Annotated in this window: 24 protein-coding genes; 14 read left to right on the top strand and 10 right to left on the bottom strand. The window is 72.4% G+C overall.

The annotated features are described in order from the left end of the window. Nucleotides 1–268 precede the first annotated feature (268 nt). From ACH4D5_RS17800 to ACH4D5_RS17790, 3 genes are all read left to right on the top strand, one after another. Complete coding sequence (locus tag ACH4D5_RS17800) at nt 269–3,247, top strand: AfsR/SARP family transcriptional regulator (protein WP_398303200.1); 2,979 nt, start codon at nt 269–271, stop codon at nt 3,245–3,247. Between the two features lie 202 nt (nt 3,248–3,449). Beyond that, the gene (locus ACH4D5_RS17795) at nt 3,450–3,629 is read left to right on the top strand and encodes a sigma-like protein (protein ID WP_398303198.1); all 180 of its coding nucleotides are present in this window, start codon (nt 3,450–3,452) and stop codon (nt 3,627–3,629) included. A 186-nt stretch (nt 3,630–3,815) separates the two neighbouring features. Next, nucleotides 3,816–4,016 carry a hypothetical protein gene (locus tag ACH4D5_RS17790; RefSeq protein WP_398303196.1) on the top strand — a complete coding sequence of 67 codons (201 nt, stop codon included), beginning with the start codon at nt 3,816–3,818 and terminating at the stop codon, nt 4,014–4,016. A gap of 297 nt (nt 4,017–4,313) precedes the next feature. Here the strand turns inward: ACH4D5_RS17790 and ACH4D5_RS17785 are convergent, their stop codons facing one another. Beyond that, on the bottom strand, nt 4,314–5,150 hold the full coding sequence (locus tag ACH4D5_RS17785) for a hypothetical protein (RefSeq protein WP_398303194.1): 837 nt from the start codon (nt 5,148–5,150) through the stop codon (nt 4,314–4,316). Between the two features lie 80 nt (nt 5,151–5,230). Between ACH4D5_RS17785 and ACH4D5_RS17780 the strand changes: the two genes are divergently transcribed. Beyond that, nucleotides 5,231–5,866, top strand: a complete 636-nt coding sequence (locus ACH4D5_RS17780) for a hypothetical protein (RefSeq protein WP_398303192.1) — start codon at nt 5,231–5,233, stop codon at nt 5,864–5,866. A 62-nt stretch (nt 5,867–5,928) separates the two neighbouring features. Beyond that, complete coding sequence (locus tag ACH4D5_RS17775) at nt 5,929–6,324, top strand: VOC family protein (RefSeq protein WP_398303190.1); 396 nt, start codon at nt 5,929–5,931, stop codon at nt 6,322–6,324. On the opposite strand, the gene ACH4D5_RS17770 is transcribed toward ACH4D5_RS17775, so the two are convergent. Continuing rightward, entirely contained in the window at nt 6,302–7,930 is a 1,629-nt protein-coding gene (locus ACH4D5_RS17770) for a FadD3 family acyl-CoA ligase (protein ID WP_398303188.1), read from the bottom strand. The genes ACH4D5_RS17775 and ACH4D5_RS17770 overlap by 23 nt on opposite strands. A gap of 113 nt (nt 7,931–8,043) precedes the next feature. Between ACH4D5_RS17770 and ACH4D5_RS17765 the strand changes: the two genes are divergently transcribed. The 4 genes from ACH4D5_RS17765 to ACH4D5_RS17750 all read left to right on the top strand — a co-directional run bounded on the left by ACH4D5_RS17765 (nt 8,044) and on the right by ACH4D5_RS17750 (nt 11,308). Further along, nucleotides 8,044–9,195 carry a lipid-transfer protein gene (locus ACH4D5_RS17765; protein ID WP_398303186.1) on the top strand — a complete coding sequence of 384 codons (1,152 nt, stop codon included), beginning with the start codon at nt 8,044–8,046 and terminating at the stop codon, nt 9,193–9,195. Between the two features lie 84 nt (nt 9,196–9,279). Then, nucleotides 9,280–9,729 carry a Zn-ribbon domain-containing OB-fold protein gene (locus tag ACH4D5_RS17760; RefSeq protein ID WP_398303184.1) on the top strand — a complete coding sequence of 150 codons (450 nt, stop codon included), beginning with the start codon at nt 9,280–9,282 and terminating at the stop codon, nt 9,727–9,729. Further along, nucleotides 9,726–10,517 carry an enoyl-CoA hydratase/isomerase family protein gene (locus tag ACH4D5_RS17755; RefSeq protein ID WP_398303182.1) on the top strand — a complete coding sequence of 264 codons (792 nt, stop codon included), beginning with the start codon at nt 9,726–9,728 and terminating at the stop codon, nt 10,515–10,517. The genes ACH4D5_RS17760 and ACH4D5_RS17755 overlap by 4 nt, the downstream gene beginning before the upstream one ends. 125 nt (nt 10,518–10,642) lie before the next feature. Next, on the top strand, nt 10,643–11,308 hold the full coding sequence (locus ACH4D5_RS17750; RefSeq protein WP_398303180.1) for a hypothetical protein: 666 nt from the start codon (nt 10,643–10,645) through the stop codon (nt 11,306–11,308). Here ACH4D5_RS17750 and ACH4D5_RS17745 read toward each other — a convergent pair. After that, nucleotides 11,305–13,698: a PQQ-binding-like beta-propeller repeat protein gene (locus tag ACH4D5_RS17745; RefSeq protein ID WP_398303178.1), complete on the bottom strand. Its 2,394-nt coding sequence runs from the start codon at nt 13,696–13,698 to the stop codon at nt 11,305–11,307. The genes ACH4D5_RS17750 and ACH4D5_RS17745 overlap by 4 nt on opposite strands. Nucleotides 13,699–13,892: 194 nt before the next feature. Beyond that, nucleotides 13,893–14,684, bottom strand: a complete 792-nt coding sequence (locus ACH4D5_RS17740; RefSeq protein ID WP_398303176.1) for a VOC family protein — start codon at nt 14,682–14,684, stop codon at nt 13,893–13,895. A 179-nt stretch (nt 14,685–14,863) separates the two neighbouring features. On the opposite strand from ACH4D5_RS17740, the gene ACH4D5_RS17735 reads away from it, so the two are divergent. Then, complete coding sequence (locus tag ACH4D5_RS17735; RefSeq protein ID WP_398303174.1) at nt 14,864–15,511, top strand: TetR family transcriptional regulator; 648 nt, start codon at nt 14,864–14,866, stop codon at nt 15,509–15,511. A 63-nt stretch (nt 15,512–15,574) separates the two neighbouring features. On the opposite strand, the gene ACH4D5_RS17730 is transcribed toward ACH4D5_RS17735, so the two are convergent. Together ACH4D5_RS17730 and ACH4D5_RS17725 are read right to left on the bottom strand one after the other, a co-directional pair. Then, entirely contained in the window at nt 15,575–16,102 is a 528-nt protein-coding gene (locus ACH4D5_RS17730; protein ID WP_398303172.1) for a nitroreductase family deazaflavin-dependent oxidoreductase, read from the bottom strand. Then, the gene (locus ACH4D5_RS17725) at nt 16,102–17,319 is read right to left on the bottom strand and encodes an acyl-CoA dehydrogenase family protein (protein ID WP_398303170.1); all 1,218 of its coding nucleotides are present in this window, start codon (nt 17,317–17,319) and stop codon (nt 16,102–16,104) included. The genes ACH4D5_RS17730 and ACH4D5_RS17725 overlap by 1 nt, the downstream gene beginning before the upstream one ends. Before the next feature lie 150 nt (nt 17,320–17,469). On the opposite strand from ACH4D5_RS17725, the gene ACH4D5_RS17720 reads away from it, so the two are divergent. Further along, nucleotides 17,470–18,657 carry a thiolase C-terminal domain-containing protein gene (locus tag ACH4D5_RS17720; protein WP_398303168.1) on the top strand — a complete coding sequence of 396 codons (1,188 nt, stop codon included), beginning with the start codon at nt 17,470–17,472 and terminating at the stop codon, nt 18,655–18,657. Here the strand turns inward: ACH4D5_RS17720 and ACH4D5_RS17715 are convergent. Both ACH4D5_RS17715 and ACH4D5_RS17710 read right to left on the bottom strand, forming a co-directional pair. Next, complete coding sequence (locus ACH4D5_RS17715; protein WP_398303166.1) at nt 18,631–18,888, bottom strand: DUF397 domain-containing protein; 258 nt, start codon at nt 18,886–18,888, stop codon at nt 18,631–18,633. The two genes, ACH4D5_RS17720 and ACH4D5_RS17715, sit on opposite strands and share 27 nt — an antisense overlap. After that, nucleotides 18,885–19,724: a Scr1 family TA system antitoxin-like transcriptional regulator gene (locus ACH4D5_RS17710; RefSeq protein ID WP_398303164.1), complete on the bottom strand. Its 840-nt coding sequence runs from the start codon at nt 19,722–19,724 to the stop codon at nt 18,885–18,887. The genes ACH4D5_RS17715 and ACH4D5_RS17710 overlap by 4 nt, the downstream gene beginning before the upstream one ends. A gap of 89 nt (nt 19,725–19,813) precedes the next feature. Between ACH4D5_RS17710 and ACH4D5_RS17705 the strand changes: the two genes are divergently transcribed. Together ACH4D5_RS17705 and ACH4D5_RS17700 are read left to right on the top strand one after the other, a co-directional pair. Further along, nucleotides 19,814–20,221: a hypothetical protein gene (locus ACH4D5_RS17705; protein WP_398303162.1), complete on the top strand. Its 408-nt coding sequence runs from the start codon at nt 19,814–19,816 to the stop codon at nt 20,219–20,221. 65 nt (nt 20,222–20,286) lie between these two features. Then, nucleotides 20,287–20,967: a pyridoxal 5'-phosphate synthase gene (locus ACH4D5_RS17700; RefSeq protein WP_398303160.1), complete on the top strand. Its 681-nt coding sequence runs from the start codon at nt 20,287–20,289 to the stop codon at nt 20,965–20,967. Between the two features lie 3 nt (nt 20,968–20,970). Here the strand turns inward: ACH4D5_RS17700 and ACH4D5_RS17695 are convergent, their stop codons facing one another. Further along, on the bottom strand, nt 20,971–21,888 hold the full coding sequence (locus ACH4D5_RS17695) for a GNAT family N-acetyltransferase (protein WP_398303158.1): 918 nt from the start codon (nt 21,886–21,888) through the stop codon (nt 20,971–20,973). An 87-nt stretch (nt 21,889–21,975) separates the two neighbouring features. After that, nucleotides 21,976–22,419: a Zn-ribbon domain-containing OB-fold protein gene (locus tag ACH4D5_RS17690; RefSeq protein WP_398303156.1), complete on the bottom strand. Its 444-nt coding sequence runs from the start codon at nt 22,417–22,419 to the stop codon at nt 21,976–21,978. 409 nt (nt 22,420–22,828) lie between these two features. Between ACH4D5_RS17690 and ACH4D5_RS17685 the strand changes: the two genes are divergently transcribed. After that, nucleotides 22,829–23,965: a flavin-containing monooxygenase gene (locus ACH4D5_RS17685; protein WP_398303154.1), complete on the top strand. Its 1,137-nt coding sequence runs from the start codon at nt 22,829–22,831 to the stop codon at nt 23,963–23,965. Nucleotides 23,966–24,094: the final 129 nt, after the last annotated feature.

Here is a 24,094-nt window from a genome sequence, read left to right as displayed (position 1 = left end):
CGTACGTGGATGACCGCCCCGGCGAACGCGCGGGCACCGCCGCGGCCCGTGGCGGGAAAGCGATGCGGAATGTCGTGCGAGGACCCTGTGAGAGCCGTCTCCCACGGCTGACGCATCCGCCATGGACAAGGCAAACTGGCGGGGAGCAGGAACCGGGGGCACGACGGACCGGGCAGAACCGAAGGACCGCAGGGCTGCATACGAACCACCGCGGGCGGGCAGACCCGCGACCGGCATGATTGGGAACGGCAGGGCGGCAGGGGGAGCGATGGTCGATGTACCGCGAGTACCGGAGCAGCGGCGTCCGGCCTCGGGGAACACCCCCGAGGAGCGGACCGAGGGGCACCCCCCCGAGGTCCGGACGTCGCGCTTCAGCGTGCTCGGACCGGTGCGCGCGTGGCACGGCTCGGAACAGCTCAACACCGGATCCCCCCAGCAGAGGGCGCTGCTCGCGGCCCTCCTGCTGCGGGACGGCCGCACGGCCACGGCGTCGGAACTGATCGACGCGCTCTGGGGCGAGGAGCCGCCGTCGCAGGCACTGGCAGCGGTACGTACGTACGCGTCCCGGCTCCGCAAGGTGCTGCCTCCCGGGGTCCTCGTCAGCGAGGCCGGGGGCTATGCCGTCCGGGTCGGGGACGGCGCGCTGGACCTGGCCATGGCGGAAGACCTCTGGGCGGCCGCCGAGAAGGCCCGCAGCGTCGGCGACCTCTGCCAGGCGCGCACGCTGGTGAACAAGGCGCTCGGCCTGTGGGACGGCGAACCCCTGGCCAATGTCCCGGGGCCGTACGCCGACACCCAGCGCACCCGCCTCGACGAGTGGCGCCTGCAGCTCGTCGAGACCCGTCTCGACATGGATCTGGAGCAGGGCTGCCACGCGGAGGCGGTGTCGGAGCTGACGGCCCTGACGGCGGCGCACCCGCTCCGGGAGCGGCTGCGCGAACTGCTGATGCTGGCGCTCTACCGCAGCGGACGCCAGGCCGAGGCCCTCGCCGTCTACGCGGACACGCGCCGGCTGCTCGCCGACGAGCTCGGCGTGGACCCGAGGCCCGGCCTCAAGGAGCTCCAGCAGCGCATCCTCCAGGCCGACCCCACCCTCGCCGAGCCCACCGCCCCCGACCAGGAACCCATCACGACGGCGGTACGCCCGGCGCAGCTCCCGGCGACGGTCCCCGACTTCACGGGCCGCGCGTCCTTCGTGGACGAGCTGAGCGACATCCTCTCCACCGCCGAGGGACGCGTGATGGCGGTGTCGGCGCTGGCGGGCATCGGCGGTGTCGGCAAGACGACGCTGGCCGTGCACGTCGCGCACGTCGCGCGCACCCACTTCCCCGACGGCCAGCTGTACGTGGACCTCCAGGGGGCGGGCGCGCGGGCGGCCGAGCCTGAGGCGGTCCTCGGCGCCTTCCTGCGCGCCCTCGGCACGGCCGACTCGGCGATCCCGGACTCCCTGGAGGAGCGCGCGGCCCTCTACCGCTCGGTCCTCGACGGCCGGCGCGTCCTCGTCCTGCTGGACAACGCCCGCGACGCGGCGCAGGTCAGACCCCTGCTCCCCGGCATGGAGGGCTGCGCGGCGCTGGTGACGAGCCGCGTCCGCATGGTGGATCTGGCGGGCGCGCACCTGGTGGACCTGGACGTGATGTCCCCCGAGGAGGCGCTGCTCCTCTTCACCCGCATCGTCGGCGAGGAGCGGGTGACGTCGGAGCGCGAGGCCGCCCTGGACGTGGTGGCGGCCTGCGGTTTCCTGCCGCTCGCCATCCGGATCGCGGCGTCCCGCCTGGCGGCCCGCCGCACCTGGACGGTCTCCACGCTCGCGGCGAAGCTGGCGGACGAGCGGCGCCGCCTGGACGAGCTCCAGGCGGGCGACCTCGCGGTCAAGGCGACCTTCGAGCTGGGGTACGGCCAGCTGGAGCCTGCCCAGGCCCGCGCCTTCCGCCTCCTCGGCCTGGCCGACGGCCCGGACCTCTCCCTCGCGGCGGCCGCCGCGGTCCTGGACCTCCCCCTGGAGGAAACGGAAGACCTCCTGGAGTCCCTGGTCGACACCTCCCTGGTGGAGTCCGCGGCCCCCGGCCGCTACCGCTACCACGATCTCGTACGCCTCTACGCGCGTGCATGCGCCGAGCGGGACGAGCAGCCTCCCGGCGAACGGGACGCTGCGATGTCCCGCCTCCTGGACTTCTACCTGGCCTCCGCCGCCCGGGTCTACGCGATCGAACGCCCCGGTGACCGCACGGTGGACCACCTGGAGCCCACGGAACACGCGGGCCAGGACTTCACGGACGACACGAAGGCCCTGGACTGGCTCCACTCGGAGGCGGCCTGCATCCTGGCCTGCGTCCAGCAGTCCCTGGGCCCGCACACGCTCCGCCGCGCGGTGGACCTGCTGCTGGCTTCCAAGGACCTGGCGGAGTCGGGGGCGAGTTCGCTGCGGTACGAGTCGGCGACGTCGGCCGCGCGGGACGCGGCAGCGGCTTTGGGGGACGCCCACGCGGAGGCTCGGGCGCGGGTCACGCTCAGCCAGGTCCTCGGCAACTCGGGGCGCTTCGACGAGGCCATTCCCGAGGCCGACCGGGCCGCCGAGCTCGTTCCGCTGACCGACGACCCCTGGACCCGGGGCAACGCCCCGAACGAGCAGGGCATCGTCGCGTACTGCTTGAAGCGGCACACCGCCAGCGAGGCGTACCTGCTGAAGGCGGTCGAGGCATTCCGTGCCGACGGCAACCGCCCGGGCGAGGCGAGCACCCTGTGCAATCTCTCCCGGGTCCTGGTGGACATGGGACGCACCTCCAAGGCCATCGACCTCGCGCGTCAGGGGGTGGCCATTTACGACGAACTCGGCCTCACCTTCCGTCTCGCCAACGCCAGGTACGCGCTCGCGATCGCCCTCAGTCACGCGGGCCGCTATGAGGAGGCGCTCGACCAGCTCACCGAGGCGCTGCACGTCTTCGTGGAGAACCGCCAGCGCCTGTGGGAAGGGACCACGTACTTCCGTATCGCCCAGGTCCACCTCGCGGCCCGGCGGTCCACCGCTGCGGCGCAGCACGCCGAGCAGGCCCTGACGACCGGCTGCATCGGCGGCGACTGGATGCGCGCCAACGTATTGCTGCTGCTCGGAAGGTCCCTCGACAATCTCGGGCAGGCCGATCGCGCCCGGGCCTGCTGGCGCGAAGCGCTGTCCATCCACGAGCGAGCGGGTGCCCCGGAGGCCGCGGAGGCACGGGCGCTGCTCTCTCCTGTCGCAGCGGCCTGACACCCCCGGCCCAGGCGTTCATCGAACGTTTATGAGTGGCTGCCACTCTCTACTTGTCGATCCGTCGCGTCGGGGGGCAGACGGGTCGCCTTGGGCCTCACAGATAGGGTGAGCGGCCCTGGAACGCCCGTTCGGCGACCCTCGGGGGAGTTGCCGAGCGGGCGTTCTGCCCCAGCGAACCGTCGAACCCGAGGAGCCCGGCATGAGCGACGCCAAGCAGAACACGCAGATCACGACCATGGGCGACAGCCACATTCCCGCCCCGCCCAAGGACGGCCAGATCACCACGCAGGGCGACAGCCACATTCCCGCCCCGCCCAAGGACGGTCAGGTCACCACGCAGGGCGACAGCCACATTCCGGCTCCGCCCAAGGACGCCTAGAGCTGCATTCCTGACGGGGGAACGATCGGCCGCGGCGGCGCGGAGGGGGAGCCGCCGCGGCCGACGCATGCCCGGGCCCGGTTCAGGCCAATCAATGGCGGGAACCACGCAAGCAACCCGAACAACCGTGCCATTCGCAAGTAGCGTCCCCGGCGATCATCAGTTGCACTTTTCAAGGGAGTTGGAATGACCCGCACCAAGAAGGCCTTCGTCACCCTGGCCGTCGCCGCCGCAGTCGCGGGCGGCGCCGCGAGCCCCGCGCTCGCCGACAGCCACCTGCCGGTCTCCCCGCAGAGCGACAGCCATCTGCCGGCCCCTCCCGGTGACAGCCACCTGCCGGTCACCCCCCAGGGCGACAGCCACCTCCCGGCTCCCCCGCAGGGCTGAGCCGGGCAACGAGCTGCGGTGGCCCCCCGCGCGCGCCAACGCCGTGGCTCCCCTCCGGGGTCGGCGCGCGCCTGCCCTCACGGCGTCGGGGCGTGCGGGAGAACGCCCCGGTCGGTGCGGGCCGGAAGGGCAACGGACCGGAGCCGTCCGGGCGGTGGCACGGCTCCGGCGTCCGGGGTCCGGGGACTGGGAAGAGTGGCGACTGCGCTGCCATGCTGCCGCGAGCTCTCCTTCTTTGTGAGGCTAGGCCCGTCTGCGGCGGGGCGGAAGGCGCGACGCGGCACCAGACGGACTGCGTCAATCGGCCCACTCCGCCAGGGACCTTTTCAGTGCCGCCACGAACGCGTCCCGCGTCTCCTCGTCCAAGAGGTCCAGGGAGAGGTAGGGGTTGAGGTCCTCCAGTTCGACCAGCAGCAGCTCCCCGGCACGGGTCCTGCACGCGTCGACCCGCTGGATGCCGTGGTCGATGGCGTTCCACTCGACGAAGCCCCGGGCGAAGGCCAGGTCGGCGTCGGTCGGGACGTAACGCTCCAGGTGCCAGCGCTTGGCGGGGTCGGGCGCGTGCAGGGCGTACTGGAAGCTGTGGTCCACGAAGTAGAACGACACCTCGTACGTGAAGTCGACGCACGGCTGGATCAGGATGCCGGACTCGGCCCGCAGCTCCGCGAGGCCCTCGCGGCTCACGAACTCCAGGCCTATGGAGTCCGCGCCCGCCTTCGGCTTGACCACGTACCTGTCCGTCTCGGGGAGGCGGCCGACGTCCCGCGGGTCGTCGACCGTGGGGATCACGGGGTGACCGGCCGCCGTCAGGTCGAGCAGGTACTGCTTGCCGACCATGTCGGCCTTGCCGGTCAGCTGGTTGTAGACCCGCGCACCGCGACGCCCCGCCCGCTCCTTGAAGTCCTCCCACTGTGCCTCGTAGTGGAGTACGGGGCCGCTGTTGCGGACCACGACGGTGTCGAAGGCGCCCGTCTCCATCAGGGAGGCCGCGTCCAGCGGGTGGCACAGGGCCACGTCGAAGTCCTCGCGGAGGCGTGAGGAGAGGTAGATGTCCTCGTCGCAGTAGCGGCGGCCCTTCGCCTGGTAGGCGAGGTCCGTGACGAAGAGGATGCGGGGCTGTCGTGCGGTGTGCATCGGACAATCCTGGCAGAGTTGTTCGCTCGCCTGTCCGCTCGACGCACAGTCGTCCACGCTGTCGTGGCACAGTCATGGGCATGGCCACCTCGACGTACCGAACCCACCGAAGACGCCTCGGTGCCTGCGCGCTCCTCCTCGGCTCCGCTCTCGCCCTCACCGCCTGCGGCGACGAGCGGCCCGCCACGGACGCTGCGGCCCCCTCCACCGGCACACCGTCCCCACCCCCCACGCCATCCGAATCCCCCACGCCCTCGGAAACCCCCGGCGCCTCCCCCTACGTAGAGCCCGGAGTCGTCGACGGCGCGCCCCACTACGGCGAGAACAACGCCTACCGCCGGCCCGGCGAGATGTCCGTGGACTCCGCGGAGGCCGCACGCGTCGAGGCCGCCCGCGTCCGGCCCGTCCTGAAGCGGCTGTGGAAGGCGAAGAAGTGGGACCCGGACAGCGTGCGCGCCGCCCTCACCGGCGAGCTCGGGTACGAGGTCCGGAAGACGACCAGGAAGGGTGAGCTGATCGGCGGGCAGCTCGACGTGCAGGCGATGAACTCCCGGTACGAGGGCGGGGATTACGTCACGCCCGAAGGCGCCGTGATCGGCCTCTACGTAGGCGACGACGCCTGCGTCACCGGCTTCGTCCAGAAGACCAACTACGAGGTCAGCACGAGCGGGCGCTTCATGGAGACCGGCTGTTTCGAGCCGCCGTCCGGGCACTGACCGCCCCGTCCCGGGCGAATTTCCGTGGACAACTCCCGCCCCCACAGCGGAGAGTGCCGGCCATGACTTCTCTCGTGCGCCACCTCACGTTCGACTCCCACGACGCCTACCGCCAGGCCACCTTCTGGGCCGAGGTCCTCGGCGGCAAGGTCTCCGACGACGATGCCCCCGGTGACCCTGAGGCCCTGGTCGAGTCGGCAAGTGTCACGCTGCTCTTCGTGACCGTGCCGGACACCAAGACCCTGAAGAACCGGCTGCACGTCGACCTCCAGCCGCAGGACCGCACCCGCGACGAGGAGGTCGAGCGGCTGCTCGCGCTCGGCGCGAAGCTGTACGAGGACCACCGGCGGCCCAGTGGCCGCGGCTGGGTCACCCTCACCGACCCGGAGGGCAACGAGTTCTGCGTGGAGTGCGGCGAGGCCGAGCGGGCCGCCCTCATCGCGGCCGGCGCCGAATAGCACCGGCAGTGCCGCCCCGCAGCTCCCCCTTGACCACCTTCCCGCTCGCGTTCCGCGGCAGTTCCGGCACGAACTCGACGGCTCTCGGCACCTTGTAGTTGGCCATCTCCCGGCGCGCCCACGCGATCAGGTCGTCCGCCGTCACGACGGCCCCCGGGCGCCGCACCACGTACGCCTTGCCGACCTCGCCGAGCCTCGGGTCGGGCACGCCGATCACGGCGACGTCCGCCACCTCCGGGTGCAGGCCGAGGAGTTGCTCTATCTCGGCCGGGTAGGCGTTGAAGCCGCCGACGATGAACATGTCCTTGATGCGGTCCGTGATGCGGAGGTTGCCCGCCTCGTCGAGGACGCCCACGTCACCCGTCCGCAGCCAGCCGTCCGGCGTCAGGCACTGTTCGGTGCCGGCGGGGTCCTCGAAGTAGCCCTGCATGACGTGGTGGCCGCGCACGAGCACCTCGCCGGGGCGGCCCGGCGGCAGCGGCTCCCCCGCGGGGCTCACCACCCGCACCTCCGTGTCGGGGATGGCCCGGCCCGACGTCGCCGCGATGACGTCGGGCGGGTCGCCGCGGCGGCACATCGTGACGATGCCGCTCGCCTCCGAGAGCCCGTACGCGGTGAGGACGGTGGCGATGTGGAGCTCCGTGCGCAGCCGCTCCACCAGCCGCAGCGGCACCACCGCGGCGCCCGTCACGACGAGCCGCAGCGCGGACAGGTCGTGCTGGTCGCGCGAGGGGTGGTCGAGGAGCGACTGGTGCAGGGTGGGCGGGCCCGGCAGGACCGAGATGCGTTCGGCGGCGACGTTGGCGAGGACCGTGTCCACGTTGAAGACCGGCTGCGGGATCATCGTCGCGCCCCGCATCAGGCAGGCGATGATCCCGGCCTTGTAGCCGAAGGTGTGGAAGAACGGGTTCACGATCAGATAGCGGTCGCCCTCGCGCAGCCCGGCGAGATCGCTCCACACGCCGTAGCAGCGCAGGCTCTGGGCGTGGGTGATGACGGCGCCCTTGGGGCGGCCCGTCGTGCCCGAGGTGAAGATGATGTCCGAGGGCGCCGAGCCGACGACGGACGCCGCCCGGGCGCGGACCGCCTCGCCGGGCACCCGGTCGCCGCCCGCCAGGAAGTCCTTCCAGGTGCGGAAGTCCTCCGGGGCGTCGTCCGCGAGCACGACCACGTCCTCCAGGTGCGGCAGGCCCGGCAGCGGGCCGGACCCGGGACCCTCGGCCGCGGCGCGACGCAGCGAGGCGACGTACGACGTGCCGAGGAACGTGCCCGTGACGAAGAGGAGTCGCGCGCGGCTGCGCGCCAGGACGTCCGCGGCTTCGGTGCCCTTGAAGCGGGTGTTGAGGGGGACGAGGACCGCGCCGGCGGAGACCGCGCCGAGCGCGGAGACGATCCAGTCGAGGGTGTTGGGCGCCCAGACGGCGACGCGGTCGCCCGGCTCGACGCCGTTGGCCATGCAGGCGGCCGCCGCGTGCTCCACGCGTTCGCCCAGTTCCGCGTACGAGACGCGGGTGCGGCCCTCGACGACCGCCTCCCGCGAGCCGTACCGTCCGGCGGCAGCCCGGACCAGTCCCGGGATGCTGCCCCACTCCAGGTCGCCGCGCATCGCAAGCCCCTCCCGCAGAGAACCTAGTAGCTGACTAACCGTCAGATTAGCTGTAGCCTGACGCGCTGTCAGCAGCCTTGACACGCTCGCGACAGGCGGAGGTGCCGTTGCCCATGGCTTCACTCAAGGACGCTACTGCGATCGTCGGGATCGGCCAGACCCCGTTCGCCAAGCAACTCGCGCAGAGCGAGAAGGAGTTGGCGTGCCGGGCGATCGTCGACGCGCTGGACGACGCCGGTATCGCCCCGTCCGAGGTCGACGCCTTCGCCTCGTACACGATGGAGGAGACCGACGAGGTCGAGGTCGCCAAGGCCATCGGCGCCGGTGATGTGACTTTCTTCAGCAAGGTCGGCTACGGCGGCGGCGGTTCCTGCGCCACGGTCGGCCACCTCGCCTCGGCCATCGCCACCGGCCAGGCGAGCGTCGGCATCGCCTGGCGCTCCCGCAAGCGCGGCAGCGGCCCGCGCCCCTGGAAGAACACGACCGTCCAACTCCCCACCCCCGCCCAGTGGACGCGCCCCTTCGGCCTCCTCCGCCCCGCCGACGAGATAGCGATGCTCGCGCGCCGCTACATGCATGAGTACGGCGCGACCCGCGACCACCTCTTCAACGTCGCCCTCGCCTGCCGCAACCGCGCCAACCAGAACCCGGCCGCGATGATGTACGAGCGCCCGCTGACCCGCGACATGTATATGACCTCGCGCTGGATCAGCGAACCGCTCTGCCTCTTCGACAACTGCCTGGAGACGGACGGCGCGCTGGCCTGCGTCATCGTCTCCGCCGAGCGGGCGCGCGACTGCCGCCAGCGGCCCGTGTACGTCCACTCCGTCGCGCAGGGCCTGCCCTCCCAGCACCACGGCATGGTCAACTACTGGAACGACGACCCGCTCTCGGGCCCGGCCTGGACGGCGGCCCGACACCTGTGGAAACAGGCCGACTTCGGACCGCAGGACGTCGACGTGGCGCAGATCTACGACGCGTTCACCCCGCTCATCCCGCTCTCCCTGGAGGGCTACGGCTTCTGCGGCCGCGGCGAGGGCGGCGCCTTCACGGAGGGCGGCGCGCTGGAGAGCGGCGGCCGGCTCCCCATCAACACGGGCGGCGGCGGCCTCAGCGAGGCGTACGTCCACGGCTTCAACCTCATCAACGAGGGCGTGAAACAACTGCGCGGCACCTCCACGGCCCAGGTCCCGAACGCGACGACGTGCCTGGTGACAGCAGGCGAAGGGGTCCCCACCTCAGCACTGCTACTGAGGTCCGCATAAGCGCCCTGGGGCCCCGCAGGGGCCGTCCAGGGGCGCGGGGAACTGCGCGACCACCACAAACCCGCACCCGGCAAAGGACAGCACATGGCAGACGCAACCCCCGAACCCCTCCTGACACCCACCATGGACGACGACGGCGCCCCCTTCTGGGCTTACGCCGCCCGAGGCGAACTCCGCATACAGACCTGCACCGCCTGCGGCGAGCCAAGGTTCCCGCCCAGACCCTGCTGCCCCCACTGCCAGTCCTTCGAGAGCGACTGGCGCCGCATGAGCGGCCGCGCCCGCATCTGGTCGTACGTCTTCCCCCACCCACCCCTCCTCCCCGCCTACGCCGCACAGGCCCCCTACAACGCGATCATCGTCGAGCTGGCCGACGCCCCCCGCATCCGTCTCGTCGGCAACCTCGTCGCGACGCCCGACGGCGAGCTGAACTCCGTACCCCCGGAGCGGCTGCGCATCGGCGCGAAGGTGCAGGTCGTCTTCGCGGACGTGGGCGGGACCGTCGTCCCGCGCTGGCTCCTGGAGCGCCCGTGACGTCGACCGCCGCCCTGCGCACGGCGGTCGACGAGGGCACCGGCGTGGCGGTCCTGACCCTGGACCGCCCCGAGCGCCACAACGCCATCGACGTACGGACGGCGGACGAACTGGCCGCGACCTGGCGGCGGTTCCGGTACGACGACACGGTCCGTGCGGTCGTCGTGACGGGCGCGGGCGAGAAGGCCTTCTGCACCGGCATCGACCGGGACGCCGACGTGCCGCAGCCCAGCTCCCCGTACACGATCGACGATCCGCTGATCGCGATCGGCCCGAAGGCGAACGACCTGTGGAAACCGGTGATCGCCGCGGTCAACGGCATGGCGTGCGGCGGCGCCTTCTACCTCATCGGCGAGGCGGAGTTCGTCGTGGCCGACGAGCACGCCACGTTCTTCGACCCGCACACCACGTACGGCATGGTCAGCGCGTACGAGACGATCCACCTGGCGCAGCGCATGCCGTTCGGCGAGGTCGCGCGGATGGCGCTGATGGGCACGGCCGAGCGGGTCTCCGCGCGGCGGGCGTACGAGACCGGCCTCGTCTCCGAGCTGACGCCGCCCGGCGGCTCCATAGGCGCCGCAATCCGCGCCGCCGAGACCATCGCCTCGTACCCCACGGAGGCGGTGCAGGGCACGGTGCGGGCGGTCTGGTCGGCGAAGGAGGCAGCCCGTGCGCAGGCGCTGGCGCACGCGCCCCATCTGATCGCCCTCGGGAACCTGCCGCCGGACCGCCAGGCGAAGCTGTTCGCGGAGCGGCCGCGGCGGAGCGGCGACTTCCGTACGCGGTAGCGGGGAGGGCCTCGCGACCCACGCGTCCCTTCCCGTGGCGGGGTTCACGCACTCGGCGTAGCGTCGATCTTGAGAGACGCGTACGGATGCGCACAGCGAGTCGCACGCCAGGAGGAGGCCCGTTCATGGTCCGCAACGTCCTCGGGTCGATCCTCGCTCTCGCCGGAGCGACGGCCGCCGTATGGAGCCCCTTCCGAGCCTGGTACGACGGCCGTCCCGGACGTGACTTCCGCATCGGTGAGCTGTTCTCCGGCGGGGTCACCGACGCCAAGGCGGAGCTCTTCGGCTCCCTCTTCCTGCCGTTCGTCTTCGCGGCGCTCGTGACGCTGATCGGTCTCGTGCTGAGGTCGCGGCTCCTCGTGGCGCTCGCGGGCGTGCTCGTGCTCGGCTTCACGGTGCTGTGGATGGTCCGGCAGGGCCAGGCGGAGGGCAGTCTGGCGGTCGCGGGCGACGGCTCGGGCCTCGGCCTGGGCGTCCTGCTGAGCCTCGCGGGCGGCTTGGTGCTGCTGCTCGCGGCGGCGCTCATGGCGGGGCGCCGCCGCAGACGCGGGCGCCGCAGGGCGACGGAACAGGACGCGGTCCCGGCCGCTCCGGCACCGGCACCCCCGGAGCCCTCCACCTACGGGGACCTTTACGGCGACCCCAACTATCCGGCGGACCCGTACCCCCCACCGGACCCGTACCCGACGGAGCCGATCCCGACGTACCCGACAGACGCGCCCCCACCCCCCTGGCAGGACCCGCACAACCCGCCGGACCCGCACAACCCGCCGGACCGCCCTCACCGCTAAGCCCTCGGCGACGTCCCCGTCCCCCGCTCCGCGTCCAGCGCGTACACGCACCGGTCCTTGCTGCAGGCGTAGACCACGCCGTCCCGCACCACGGGCGCGCCCGTGATCTCGCCACCCGTGGCCAGCTTCCAGCGGAGGCGGCCGTCGTCCGCCTTCAGGGTGTAGAGCAGGTGGTCCGTGGAGCCGAAGTGGATGCGGCGGTCGGCGACGACGGGTGCGCCCACGACCTCGCCGCCCGCCTGGAAGCGCCACTTCGGCGTGCCCGTGACGGCGTCCAGGGTGTAGAGCCCCTTGCCGCTGCCCACGTGGACGTGGCCGTCCGCGACGAGGACGGGCTCGATGGAGGAGCGGGACTCCGTGGCGATGCGCCAGCGGTCGCGGCCGTCGGTCGCGTCGAGGGCGTACACCGTGCCGAGGTAGTCGGCGAGGTACACGCCGCCGCCCGTGACGGCGGGCCCGGGCGCGAAGGCGGGCGGGCAGAGGAAGGCGGCGGGCGCCTCGAAGTGCCAGCGGACGTGCCCGCTCGCCACGTCGATCGCGAGGACGCGGGTGCCCGCGGCCACGTACACGTACCCGTCCTGCCCCTGGGCGAGCCGCACCGGCACGCCGCCGCAGGAGGCCGCGTCGCCGACGGGGTACGACCAGCGTTCCTCACCGGTCCGCGCCTCCAGCGCCCGCAGCCTGGCGTCCTTCCAGACGTACACGGTGCCGTCGAGGACGAGGGGCCCGGCCTCGGGCGTCTCGAAGTCGGTCTGCGCGCCGGTGATCTCCCAGAGCTTCTCGCCGTTGGCCGCCTCCCACGCCTGGACGCCGCCGCCGCGCGTGCCGGTGACGACCGTGCCGCGGTCGGCCTGGAGGGAGTACACCCAGGCGTCGGTCGGCAGCCGCCAGAGGTCGGAGCCGTCGGCGCCGTCGAGGGCGTAGAGCGTGGGGCCGTCGGAGGCGTGGATACGGCCGTCGGCGACCGCCATGGACCAGGCGACGTCCCGCGTCTTGAAGCTGCGGCGGCCCGTGGCGACGTCCAGCGCGTGGACCTCGAAGGACGTCACGTAGACGAGGTTCCCGGCGACGGCGGGGGTGCCCCAGACGTCGTTGGACATCCGGAAGCGCCACGGCCGCCACGACGAGGCCGCGTCCGGGGCCGGGGCGGGCGCCGGGACCGCGGGCGCCGGTTCCGCGCCGTTGCCCGGGGTCCGGTGGCCCGCCGACCGTGACCAGGAGGCGGCGAGCGCGGCGGCGCCGGGCGCGACGGCCGGGCGGGCGCCGGCCACCCGCGGTCCCGGACCGATCGGCACCTTCGCCCCGGCGAGCCGCACGGGCCCGGAGTCGGGGCTGCCGCCGAAGGGCGACCGGGCCGGCGGCGCGGGCGGCGGCTGCTGCGGGGGCGGCGGGGCCGTCACGGGCGCGGCGGGGGCGGCGGACACGGCGGGGGCGGCGGCCCGTCCCGCGCTGCGCCCGGCGGAGGCGGGGACCCGGGCGGGCGGGCGGCCGCCGCGGCGGGCCTCGATGAGCGCGACGGCGCGCTCCGGCAGCCACGCGGACGCCGTGCCGCTGTCGTCGTTGTCTGCGCTCTCGGAGGCGAAGAGGTGCGGGGCGAGCTGCGCCTGGAGATCGGCGGGGGACGGCCGGAGGGCGGCCTCCATCTGCATGCACGACTCGATGAGGGGCCGCAGGTCGCTCGGCAGCCCTTCGAGGTCGGGGCCCTCCCTGAGCAGCATGAAGACGGTCTCGACGGGGTTGGCGCCGTGGAACGGGGCGTGCCCGGTGGCGGCGAAGACGAGGGTCGAGCCGAGCGAGAAGACGTCGCTCGCGCCGGTCACGCTGCGGGAGTCCTTGGCCTGCTCGGGCGACATGTAGGCGGGGGTGCCCACGGCGACGTTGGTCATGGTGAGCCGCGTGTTGGAGACGCCGGACGCGATGCCGAAGTCGATGACGCGCGGGCCGTCCTCGACGACGAGGACGTTCGACGGCTTGAGGTCACGGTGGACGAGCCCGGCGCCGTGGATGGACTCCAGGGCCTCGGCCACGCCCGCCGCCAGCCAGCGCACCGCCTGGGTGGGCAGCGGCCCGTGTTCGTTCACTATTTCTTCGAGGGAGGGCGCGGGGACGTACGCGGTGGCGAGCCAGGGCACGGCGGCCCGCGGATCGGCGTCCACCACGGCCGCCGTATAGAAACCGGACACGGCGCGGGCCGCCTCGACCTCGCGCGTGAAGCGGACACGGAACAGCTGGTCCTCGGCGAGCTCGGTCCGCACCGTCTTGATCGCCACGCGCCGCCCCGACGCGGAGCGCGCGAGATAGACCAGGCCCATGCCACCGGCGCCCAGCCTGCCGAGGACCTCGAACGGGCCGATCCGCCTCGGATCGTGCTGCGTCAGCTGATCCACCACTTGCCCTGCCACCTCCCCGTACGCGGCCGCCGAAGAAGACAGCCCCGTGCAGCGTCTCACCACCGAGCCGCTACGGCGGCACGCACCCTGATTCTTCCTGTCCGGGGCGGCGGTGGCGAACCCGGGGCGCGATCGGGGTGTCTCCGGACAAAATGCCGTGTTGCCTGGTCCGGCGGGCGGTTTCGAACGGTCTCTCAGTCCTGGAGGACCGCGAAGGTGGCCCCTTGGTTGTCCGTGAAGACCGCGATCCGCCCGTACGGGGTGTCGTGGGGCGGCGCCTGCACGCGCCCGCCGAGCCGGGTCACCGCGGCGGCCGTCGCGTCGGCGTCGTCGACGTTGAAGTACACGAGGAAGTGGGCGGGCATCTCGTCGGGGATCCGCAGCCGGGCGCCCGGGCCGGCGGCGGCCGGGATCAGGCTGCGGCCGCCGATCGCCGTGTCGGGGCCGGGCTCGGCGCCCGCGGGCGACCAGGTGCGGAAGTCCTCGCCGTCGAGATCGAGGTCGAAGCCGCCGTATCCGAAGACGCGCTCGTAGAACGGGTCGACCAGATCCTTGTTCCGCGAGTACACCTCCGCCCAGCAGTACGACCCGGGCTGCTGCCGCTTGCCGAAGCCGTGGTGCGTGCCGGGCTGCCAGAGGCCGAAGACGGCGCCCTCGGGGTCGGCGACGAGCGCCATCGTCCCTGCGGCCCCGGCCGGCCGGGGCTCCGTGATCACGGAGCCGCCCGCGTCCCTGACGCGTTCGGCCAGGGCGGCCGCGTCGGGGGTGGCCATGTACACCGTCCATACGGTGGGCATGCGGCCGTCGGCCTTGGGGGCGAGCGCGGCGACGGGCAGGCCGTCGCTGTACGCCTCGGCATGGCGCCCGTGCTCCGGCCCGCCTCCCTGGCCGAAAGTCCACCCGAAGAGCTCACCGTAGAACCGCTTGCCGCCCTCGACGTCGGGGAGCATCGCGTCGACCCAGCAGGGCACGCCCTCGTAGTCCATACCAGTCAAACTAACCGCCCGCCCGGGCCCCCGCAGCGCAAAGATTCGAACGTATGGCCAATTTCCACGGGATCCCTCCGGGCGGGCGCCGAGGTGCGCCCCGCGCCGTGCTTCCGCGCCCCAACCCCATTTGCACTCGGCCGAATCGCGCTCCGATCACCCCTCGGTAAGCTGACGGCATGACAGGACAAGTACGTACCGTCGACGGCCGCGTGGCCGGCCGGCGCGGTCAGGCGACGCGTCAGAAGCTGCTCGACTGCCTCAGCGAGATGCTCAGCTCCTCGCCCTACCGGGACGTCAAAGTCATCGACGTCGCCCGGAAGGCGGGGACTTCACCAGCGACCTTCTACCAGTACTTCCCCGATGTCGAGGGCGCCGTCCTGGAGATCGCGGAGCAAATGGCCGCCGAGGGCGCCGAGTTGACCCAGCTGCTCGACGGGCGCTCCTGGGTCGGCAAGGCCGGCTGGCAGACCTCCCAGGACCTTGTCGAGGGCTTCCTCGACTTCTGGCGCAAGAACGACGCGATCCTGCGGGTCGTCGACCTGGGCGCCGCCGAGGGCGACAAGCGCTTCTACAAAATCAGGATGAAGATCCTCAACTCGGTCAACAACTCCCTTACGGACACCGTCAAGGAGCTGCAGGCCAAGGGCAAGGTCGACAAGGACGTCAGCCCGGCGGCCATGGCGGGCTCCCTGGTCGCGATGCTCGCGGCGGTCGCCTCCCACCAGCGGGGCTTCCAGACGTGGGGCGTCAAGCAGACCGAACTGAAGCCGAACCTGGCGATGTTGGTACATCTGGGCGTCACCGGCAAAAAGCCGACGAAGTAGCCCGAAGAGCTCCGGGCTCCCTGCGCCCGAGCTCTCTCCCGGTCCTGTCAGCCCGACGGCGGATCACCTCGGTGGTCCGCCGTTGTGGTCGGGACGGGCACCAGGCGCCGGGACCGGCACCAGGCGGAACAGCCGTATCTCCCGCTCCACCCGGGCCTGGTACGCGGCATACGGCGGCCAGAACCGCAGCGCCGCCTCCCAAGCCGCCGCCCGCTCCTCCCCCGTGAGCAGCCGCGCCCGCACGGGCACGTCGGCGCCCCGCCAGTTCACCTCGGCATCGGGGTTGGCCAGCAGATTGGCGGTCCACGCGGGATGCCCGGGGCGCCCGAAGTTGGACCCGATCAGCACCCAGCTCTCGCCACCTTCCCCACCCTCCTCCGGCATACAGGCCAAGGGCGTACGCCTCGGGAGGCCGCTCTTCGCGCCCCGCGCGGTCAGGATGAGCCCGGGCAGCATGCGCGCGCTGAGCAGCACCTTTCCCCTGGTCAGCCGGTGCACGGCCCGGTCCATGGCGGGCACGAAGTGCGGCGCGACCTTCGCGAAGGCCCGGGTGGCCGACACCTTCTGCACCAGCCGCAGCCCGGCCGGCATCAGACGGCCTCCTCGACTTCGGCGCCCTCGAACAGACCGGCCCGGTCCGCCGCGCGGGCCCGCAGCCGGTGGACCGGACCGAAGAGCAGTTCGTCACTGGACGCCCGCTTGAAGTACAGGTGCGCCTCGTGTTCCCAGGTGAAGCCGATGCCGCCGTGCAGCTGCACCGCTTCGGACGCGGCGGTCCGCAGCGCGTCGAGCGCCTGCGCGAGGGCGAGCCCGCCGGCCCGTTCGGCGCCCTGCCCGCCGAACCCGGCGGCCTCCGCGCCCGCCGCCCACGCCGCGTAATAGGCGGCCGACCGCGCCGCCTGCACCTGGACGTACACGTCGGCGAGGCGGTGCTTGACCGCCTGGAAGGACCCGATCGCGCGGCCGAACTGCTCGCGCTGCTGTACGTAGTCGACGGTACGTTCCAGGGCTCGTTCCGCGGCCCCGACGGCCTCGGCGGCGACGACGGTGGCGGCGACGTCCCCGACCGCACCGAGCGCGGCCGGCACATCGGCCTCGTCGAGTCCCAGCAACTCCCCCTCCACATCGCGGAGTTCCACGCGGGCCTGGGTGCGGGTCTCGTCCAGCGCGGTCTGCCGGGTCCGCACCATGCCGGGCGCCCCCTCGCGCACGAGGAAGAGGAGCGTACGGGACCGCGCGAAGCCCCCCGCGTGCGCGGCGACCACGAGCAGCCCCGCGCTGTGCCCGTCGATGACCTGCTCGGCCTGCCCGTACAGCCGCCACACCCCGTCCGCGAGCCGCGCCTGCACACCGCCCGCACGCCCGCCGCCCGCCCAGTCGCCCCGGTTGTCGCCGACGAGCCCGAGCGCCGTGGCGAGCCCCGTGCCGGGGACGGCGAGGGCGGCGGTCAGCTCTCCGGCCGCGATGCGGGGCAGCAGCGCGGCGCGCTGCTCGTCGGTGCCGAGCGCGAGGATCAGCGGGGCGGCGAGGACGGCGGTGGCGAACAGCGGCGTGGGCGCGAGGGCGCGCCCCAGCTCCTCGCAGCCGAGGGCCAGCTCGGCGGAGGTGCAGCCGACCCCTCCGTACGCCTCGGGAAGCGCGAGGCCGGGCAGCCCGAGCTGTTCGGCGAGAGCGGTCCACAGGGCGGTGTCGTGACCGGCCGGGGTGCGCACCGCCGCCTTGACCTCGTCGGGACCGCACCGCTTGGTGATGACCTCGCGCAGGGTGCGGCGGATCTCGCCCTGTTCCGCGCTGAAGGCGGCGTCCATCGGCAGGCTCCTCCCCGGGCACCGGCCAACGGCGGCCCGGCCCTGTAACTGACGGGCCGTCATGTTAGGGCGGGGGTGCCGATATGCACAGGGGGTGGACGACGGCGCAGGCCTCTTCCGCGCGCGTGTATCTGATGTACCGTCAGATTCATGTCTGCTGCCATCCGTTCAGGCTCCGCATCCGGCCGCAAGGTCGCCGTCGTCGGTGTCGCCCTCTCGGACTGCGGCCGGGTCGACGAGGCGACGCCCTACGCTCTGCACGCCCAGGCCGCCCGCCGCGCCCTCGCCGACTCCGGCCTGGGCCGCGACGTCGTCGACGGCATCGCGTCGGCCGGCCTCGGCACGCTGGCCCCGGTGGAGGTCGCCGAGTATCTGGGCCTGAAGCCCCGCTGGGTGGACTCGACGTCCGTCGGCGGCGCCACCTGGGAGGTCATGGCCGCACACGCCACGGACGCGATAGCGACGGGCCACGCCAACGCCGTCCTCCTCGTCTACGGCTCGACGGCCCGCGCCGACATCAAGGCGAAACGGCGTACGTCCAACCTGTCGTTCGGCGCGCGGGGCCCGCTCCAGTTCGAGGTCCCGTACGGGCACACCCTGATCGCGAAGTACGCGATGGCCGCGCGCCGCCACATGCACGAGTACGGCACGACGCTGGAACAGCTCGCCTCGGTCGCCGTACAGGCCCGGGCCAACGCCGCGACCAACCCGGACGCGATGTTCCGCGACCCGATCACGGTCGACGAGGTCCTGGACGGCCCGATGATCGCCGACCCGTTCACCAAGCTGCACTGCTGCATCCGCTCCGACGGCGGCGCGGCGGTGCTGCTCGTCGCCGAGGAGTACGTACGGGACTGCGCGACCGCCCCGGTGTGGGTACTCGGCGCGGGCGAGCACGTCTCCCACACGACGATGTCCGAGTGGGACGACTTCACGGTCTCCCCGGCGGCAGTCAGCGGCCGCCTCGCCTTCGAGCGGGCCGGGGTCACGCCGCACGAGATCGATGTGGCCGAGATCTATGACGCCTTCACGTACATGACCTTGGTGACGCTGGAAGACCTCGGCTTCTGCGCGAAGGGCGAGGGGGGTCCCTTCGTGGAGAAGGGCCGCCTTCTGCGGGACGGCACGCTGCCGATCAACACGGACGGCGGCGGGCTCTCCGCCCAGCACCCCGGCATGCGGGGCCTGTTCCTGCTGGTGGAGGCGGTACGACAGCTCCGGGGGCAGGCGGGCGACGGGCAGGTCCGCCGCCCCGACGGCAGCCTGCCCGAGCTGGCGGTGGCGTCCGGGACGGGCGGGTGGTTCTGCTCGTCAGGGACGGTGGTACTCGGGCGCTGACCTCAGGAACGCAGTCCACGCGGTGGGCGTGACCGTGAAGGTGGGCCCGCCCTCGTGGGCGGTCTTGGAGTCGCGGATGTGGATGGCGTGGGGGCAGGTGGCTACCTCTACGCAGTCGCCACCCTCATTGCTGCTGTAGCTCGACTTACGCCAGGTGTAGGCGACTTCGATGCACTCGCCGCCCTCGTTGGTGCTGTAGCTGCTCTTGAACCACGCCAGCTCGGCGTTCATAGCTGCCCCGCCATCCTCTCGATCAGTTCCGCGGATGCCCGGGGCGTGAGCGCCTGGGCTCGCAGTGCGCCGAAGCGGTCGATGAGTTGGTTGACCTCCTGCGGCTTTGAGATCAACCTACCGCTGATCTGCCCTTCGTCGTAGGCGAAGTTACGGCCTTCAGGGGTGCTCAGAAGCTGGATCGATCCATGAACTCCAGCGTGCTCTCGGGTCTCCGTCGGCATCACCTGCACCTTCAGATGATGCATGGTGCGCACGCACTCCAGCACGTGCAACAGTTGCTTCCGCAGCACCTCTCGTCCGCCGATGGGGCGCTTAAGCACCGATTCCTCGATGACGTACCCAACCATCGGCGGCTGGATGCGGCTCAGCACCGCCTGCCGCTCCAGCCGTGCCGTCACGTTTTTCTCGATCTCGGCTTCGGTGAGCTGCGGTACTCGCTCCTCGTACAGCGCGCGGATGTAGTCCTCGGTCTGCAACAGGCCCGGGAACACCATGATCTCGTAACCACTGATGCTGGCAGCGGCCTTCTGATGCCGCATCCAGCCCACAAATGTGGGCGGGTACTTCTCCTCCTCCATCAGCGGGATGCACGACTTCAGCGCGCCTCGCGCGTCCAGCACCGTGTCCGCGTCTTCTAGGTAGTTGGACGTGGGGATGCGCTCCGCCCGCTCGTACGCCCCCGCCAGGGACTCCGAGACGAGCAGGCGCCCGGCCACGTCCTTGCGGGACAGCCCCGACCGCTCGCGGAAGTTCCTCAGCAGGCCGCCCACGAGGCGTCGCGCCGGGGACGGGACGGCCGTCTCCGCCCGCTCGGTCGTCGTCTTCTCACTCATCACCACAACGCCACCGCCCTCTCCACGCCCTGCCGATGTGTCCCCTGCGCCTCTGGTAACGCTACGCAGTCACCCCGACCCTCGTAGTCATGACGAGCGAACTCACCCCTGATTGGGTACCCGCCCACGGCCACCAACTTCGCCTCACCGGCGTGCACTTTGACGCGATCCGGGTCAGGGGCGTACGCGGCGAGGCCGTCCTGCACCACCTCGCCATGCTCACGGAGGGCGACCCCGGGCCCGTCATCCGCGAGGTGTCCGGGGGCCGCTGGAACTACTTCCTGCTCGCGCCGGGGACGAGCAAGGACTTCGACTGGCCACCGGGCGCCACGTGTCTCGGGCCCGCCGCGCGGGACCAGTACGTCGGCGTCCCCGCCGCGCACGGCAACACGTATCCGCTGAGCTGGCGGTGCGGGGCGCCCCGGGAGGGGGTGTTCGTGGACGGGGAGCTGCTGCACGGCGTCCTGATGGCCCAGCTCGTCGGAGGGCCGGAGTGACGGGAGCGGTGGAGCGGTGGAGTGGGAGTAGCGGGGCGGGAGTGGCAGGAGGTCACAATCGACGCATGACATCACCCGTTCCGCAGGAGACCTTCCGTACGCTGCTCCGGGCCCAGAAGGTCTGGGACGTAGAACTCCCCGTCTTCGACCCGGCGCACGCCCCCGCCGCACCGCTGCCCCTCTTCCACGCGTGGTTCGCGGAGGCGGTCGACGCCGGGCAGCCCGAGCCGCACACGATGCAGCTCGCGACGGTGGCGGAGGACGGCGGTCCCGACGTGCGGACCGTGATGCTGCACGACGCCGACGAGCTCGGGTGGCACTTCGCCTCGCACGCGACCAGCACGAAGGGCCGCCAGCTCGCGGCCAGGCCCGAGGCCGCCCTGCACTTCTACTGGGCGGCGCAGGGGCGGCAGATCCGCGTCAGGGGCCGGGTCACCACGGCCCCGCACGCCGAGAGCCTCGCCGACCTGCACGCCCGGTCGACCGGCGCGCTTGCGGCGGCGCTGGTGGGCCGGCAGAGCGAAGTCCTGCCCTCCTCGGAGGAGTTGGCGCGGTCCTCCCAGGCCGCCTGGGAGCGCGCGCAGGCGGAGCCCGACGCGGACGCTCCGACCTGGACGCTGTACGTCCTGGACCCGCTGGAAGTGGAGTACTTCCAAGGGGACGCGCGGCGCCGCCACGTACGGCTGCGCTACCGGCGGCAGGCGGAGGGCGAGGGCGGCTGGGCCCGGGAACTGCTCTGGCCGTGACGGTCAGCGGGCGAAGTCGTACTGCGCGAAGTCGCCCACGGGCCGGTACCCGATGCGCTGGTAGAGGCCGTTGCTCGTCGGGTTGGCCAGGTCCGTGAAGAGCAGGACCTCCGCCGCGCCCGCGTCGAGGGCGGCGCGGGTGACCGCGACGGTGGCGGCGCCTCCATAGCCCCGGCCGCGCAGGTCGGCGGGGGTGTAGACCGGGGCGACGCGGACCTGGCCCGCGACGCGGCGGGTGGCACCGGCCATCGCGAGGGGGGTGCCGTCGGGGGCCTCCCAGAGGGTGACGCCGCCGTACGCGATACGGGTGTCCGCCCAGTCGCCGGCGTTCATCGAAGTCGACTCCCCGACGGCCTCGCCGAACTCCCTGCACCAGCGCACAAGCAGCTCCCGGTCCGCCTCCCCGGCGACGCGGGCGCGGCCGGCCGGGACGGGCTCGGGCGGCGTGAGCTCACCGAGCCGGTAGAGGCGCTGCCGGGTGTCGAGGGTCGCGGTGGCGCCGGTGTGCTTCTCCCAGGCGTGGGCGAAGGATTCGGCGGTGGCGTGGTCGGCGCCGACTCCGGGCAGGTCCGGGCTGACGTCGGCGAGCTGCCGGGCGAGCGCGTCGACGACCTCGGGGCCGAGCGGGGCGATCGGGCTGAGGGACACGCGATGCGGTGGGGTCCGCACGAAGGCGCCGAGGACGGCACCGGAGGCATCGGTGTACGTACCGAAGAGGGGCGCCCCCTCCCCGTACGCCTGGAGCCCTCGCACGCGGAGCGTGTCGGTGACGGTGAGCAGGACGGTGTGCAGGGCTGGTTCGGACCGCAGATACGCCTCGCTCCGGGTCAGGAACCCGTCGAGGTCGGTGGTCAATTGCCAGCCGGGGGCGGGGGACGGGGTCACAGAGGGCGTGGAATCGGGTGGGGTTTCTGGAGACATGGCCCATGTTCCCTCGGGGGCCGGGCCGGTTGCCTCCCGTTTTTCACCTCCGCGTTCGGCCTCCACTCCTGGGATGCGGGGCGCGGCTCACCCGTCGACGCGCGCCGGCCGGAACACCGGCACCGCCACTCCCTCCGCCGCCTCCCGGAAGGTCACCTCCACCGCCATACCGACCCGCAGCGCCGCTCCCTCCTCCTCGCACTCGACGATCTCCGTCATCATGCGAGGCCCCTCCGCGAGGTCGACGACGGCGGCGACGTACGGGACGCGGCTGCCGAACGGCGGCAGGTCGTTCCGGTGCACGACGGACCAGGTGTAGAGCGCGCCCCGCCCGCTCGCCTGCTCCCAGGTGACGTCCTCGCTCCAGCAGTGCGGACAGAACTCACGCGGATAGTGATGCGCCGCGCCGCACGCCCCGCAGCGGCGTATCAACAACCGGCCTGCGGCTGCCGCGTCCCAGTAGGTCCGGGTGAAGGCATCGGTCTCGGGGAGGTCGAAGCGGGGTTCGGCAGCACGCTGGTCCGTACTCACGTGGGACTCCGATCAGGAGAGAGGGTCGGCTGCGGGTCGGGCGGGGCCGGCGTCCGCGCCTTGGGTCCGTCTGTGGGTGCGGGGCCGCGGGGGTATGTACGTACTCGCCATCACTACGCGCCACGCCTCAAGAACAAAGACGCCACAGTGCGCTCAGTGCTCCGTGCGCACATACCCCCACGTCCCCTCCCGTCTCGACCGCGGCGAACGGCCGGTGGGACCTGCCGCGCGTCCGGGCACTTCTGACGCTACGTCAGTTCAACGTGTGGGGCGGCGGGAGCGCAAGAGACGCGCATCCCGCATCCCCTCGTGATCTATTCGCAACCGGTTTCGGACTTGACCGTCACCCATCAAGTAATCGCGCGGTTACTCTCCAGTCATGGCCGACTCGATCCCTCCGCTTACGCTCATGCAGGATCGTCCCGTGTACGTCATCGGCGGCGGACCCGGCGGGCTCGCCGTCGCGGCAGCCCTGCGCGGACGCGGTGTCCGCGCGGTTGTCCTGGAGAAGTCCGACCACGTCGGCGCCTCCTGGCGCGGCCACTACGACCGGCTCCGCCTGCACACGACGCGCCGTCTGTCCGGCCTGCCCGGACTGCCCATGCCCCGTTCGTTCGGCCGCTGGGTGGCGCGCGACGACGTCGTCCGCTACCTGGAGAAGTACGCCGAACACCACCGGCTCGACATCGTCACCGGGGTCGAGGTGGCCCGCCTGGAGCGCACCGCCGACGGCACGGGATGGCTGCTGCACGCCACCGGCGGGCGTGAACTGACCGGCAGCGCGGTGGTGGTCGCCACCGGCTACAACCACACCCCCCACCTCCCGGACTGGCCCGGCCGCGACACCTACACCGGCGAACTCCTGCACGCCGCCCGCTACCGCAACCCCCTCCCCTACGCCGGCAAGGACGTCCTGGTCGTCGGCGTCGGCAACACCGGCGCCGAGATAGCCGTCGACCTCGTGGAGGGCGGCGCCGCCCGGGTCCGCCTCGCGGTGCGCACCGCCCCGCACATCGTGCGCCGCACCACGGCGGGCTGGCCCGCCCAACGCGCCGCCATCCTGTGCCGCAGGCTCCCCGTCGCCCTGGTCGACCGCCTCGCGCGGCCGATCACCAGGCTCGCCGTCCCCGACCTCACCTCGCGAGGACTGCCACGCCCCGACACCGGCTTGTACTCGCGGGCGAAGCGGGGCTCGGTCCCGGTGCAGGACGTCGGCCTGATCGACGCCGTACGCAAGGGCCGGGTGGAGCCGGTCGCCGCCCTGGAGTCCTTCGAGGACGACAAGGTCGTCCTCGCCGACGGCAACAGGATCGCCCCCGACACCGTCATCGCAGCCACCGGCTACCGCCGCGCCCTCGAAGGCCTTGTCGGCCACCTCGACATCCTCGACCCCAGGGGCCGCCCAACCACCCACGGCCCCCACACCCCGCCCCATGCCCCCGCCCTGTACTTCACCGGCTTCACCAACCCCATCAGCGGCATGCTCCGCGAACTCTCCCGAGACGCCAAAAAAATCGCCAAGGCAGTAGCCCGACTACCCCAGTAGCTCCGACCGTTCCGGCAGCTCCGGTCAGCTCCGGTCGTTTCGGTAGCTCCGGCAGCTCCGGCAGCTCCGGCAGCTCCGGCAGTACGGGGAGGCCCGGTAGTTCCGGCAGCGCCGGTGGGCCCTGTGGCG

Source organism: Streptomyces sp. NPDC018029, from assembly GCF_044327655.1.
Lineage (GTDB): Bacteria > Actinomycetota > Actinomycetes > Streptomycetales > Streptomycetaceae > Streptomyces.
The sequence above is the reverse complement of the archived record's forward strand: the minus strand, read 5'-3'. Positions and strand labels throughout refer to the sequence as shown.

Excerpts from the sequence above, each read along its gene's own strand:
- ACH4D5_RS17800 (WP_398303200.1), top strand. The coding sequence starts at position 269 with ATGGTCGATGTACCGCGAGTACCGGAGCAGCGGCGTCCGGCCTCGGGG.
- ACH4D5_RS17715 (WP_398303166.1), bottom strand. The coding sequence starts at position 18,888 with ATGAACGCCGAGCTGGCGTGGTTCAAGAGCAGCTACAGCACCAACGAG.
- ACH4D5_RS17790 (WP_398303196.1), top strand. The coding sequence starts at position 3,816 with ATGACCCGCACCAAGAAGGCCTTCGTCACCCTGGCCGTCGCCGCCGCA.
- ACH4D5_RS17780 (WP_398303192.1), top strand. The coding sequence starts at position 5,231 with ATGGCCACCTCGACGTACCGAACCCACCGAAGACGCCTCGGTGCCTGC.
- ACH4D5_RS17760 (WP_398303184.1), top strand. The coding sequence starts at position 9,280 with ATGGCAGACGCAACCCCCGAACCCCTCCTGACACCCACCATGGACGAC.
- ACH4D5_RS17770 (WP_398303188.1), bottom strand. The coding sequence starts at position 7,930 with ATGCGCGGCGACCTGGAGTGGGGCAGCATCCCGGGACTGGTCCGGGCT.
- ACH4D5_RS17795 (WP_398303198.1), top strand. The coding sequence starts at position 3,450 with ATGAGCGACGCCAAGCAGAACACGCAGATCACGACCATGGGCGACAGC.
- ACH4D5_RS17730 (WP_398303172.1), bottom strand. The coding sequence starts at position 16,102 with ATGCCGGCCGGGCTGCGGCTGGTGCAGAAGGTGTCGGCCACCCGGGCC.
- ACH4D5_RS17720 (WP_398303168.1), top strand. The coding sequence starts at position 17,470 with ATGTCTGCTGCCATCCGTTCAGGCTCCGCATCCGGCCGCAAGGTCGCC.
- ACH4D5_RS17735 (WP_398303174.1), top strand. The coding sequence starts at position 14,864 with ATGACAGGACAAGTACGTACCGTCGACGGCCGCGTGGCCGGCCGGCGC.
- ACH4D5_RS17700 (WP_398303160.1), top strand. The coding sequence starts at position 20,287 with ATGACATCACCCGTTCCGCAGGAGACCTTCCGTACGCTGCTCCGGGCC.
- ACH4D5_RS17725 (WP_398303170.1), bottom strand. The coding sequence starts at position 17,319 with ATGGACGCCGCCTTCAGCGCGGAACAGGGCGAGATCCGCCGCACCCTG.
- ACH4D5_RS17750 (WP_398303180.1), top strand. The coding sequence starts at position 10,643 with ATGGTCCGCAACGTCCTCGGGTCGATCCTCGCTCTCGCCGGAGCGACG.
- ACH4D5_RS17765 (WP_398303186.1), top strand. The coding sequence starts at position 8,044 with ATGGCTTCACTCAAGGACGCTACTGCGATCGTCGGGATCGGCCAGACC.
- ACH4D5_RS17695 (WP_398303158.1), bottom strand. The coding sequence starts at position 21,888 with ATGTCTCCAGAAACCCCACCCGATTCCACGCCCTCTGTGACCCCGTCC.
- ACH4D5_RS17775 (WP_398303190.1), top strand. The coding sequence starts at position 5,929 with ATGACTTCTCTCGTGCGCCACCTCACGTTCGACTCCCACGACGCCTAC.
- ACH4D5_RS17740 (WP_398303176.1), bottom strand. The coding sequence starts at position 14,684 with ATGGACTACGAGGGCGTGCCCTGCTGGGTCGACGCGATGCTCCCCGAC.
- ACH4D5_RS17685 (WP_398303154.1), top strand. The coding sequence starts at position 22,829 with ATGCAGGATCGTCCCGTGTACGTCATCGGCGGCGGACCCGGCGGGCTC.
- ACH4D5_RS17705 (WP_398303162.1), top strand. The coding sequence starts at position 19,814 with ATGACGAGCGAACTCACCCCTGATTGGGTACCCGCCCACGGCCACCAA.
- ACH4D5_RS17785 (WP_398303194.1), bottom strand. The coding sequence starts at position 5,150 with ATGCACACCGCACGACAGCCCCGCATCCTCTTCGTCACGGACCTCGCC.
- ACH4D5_RS17710 (WP_398303164.1), bottom strand. The coding sequence starts at position 19,724 with ATGAGTGAGAAGACGACGACCGAGCGGGCGGAGACGGCCGTCCCGTCC.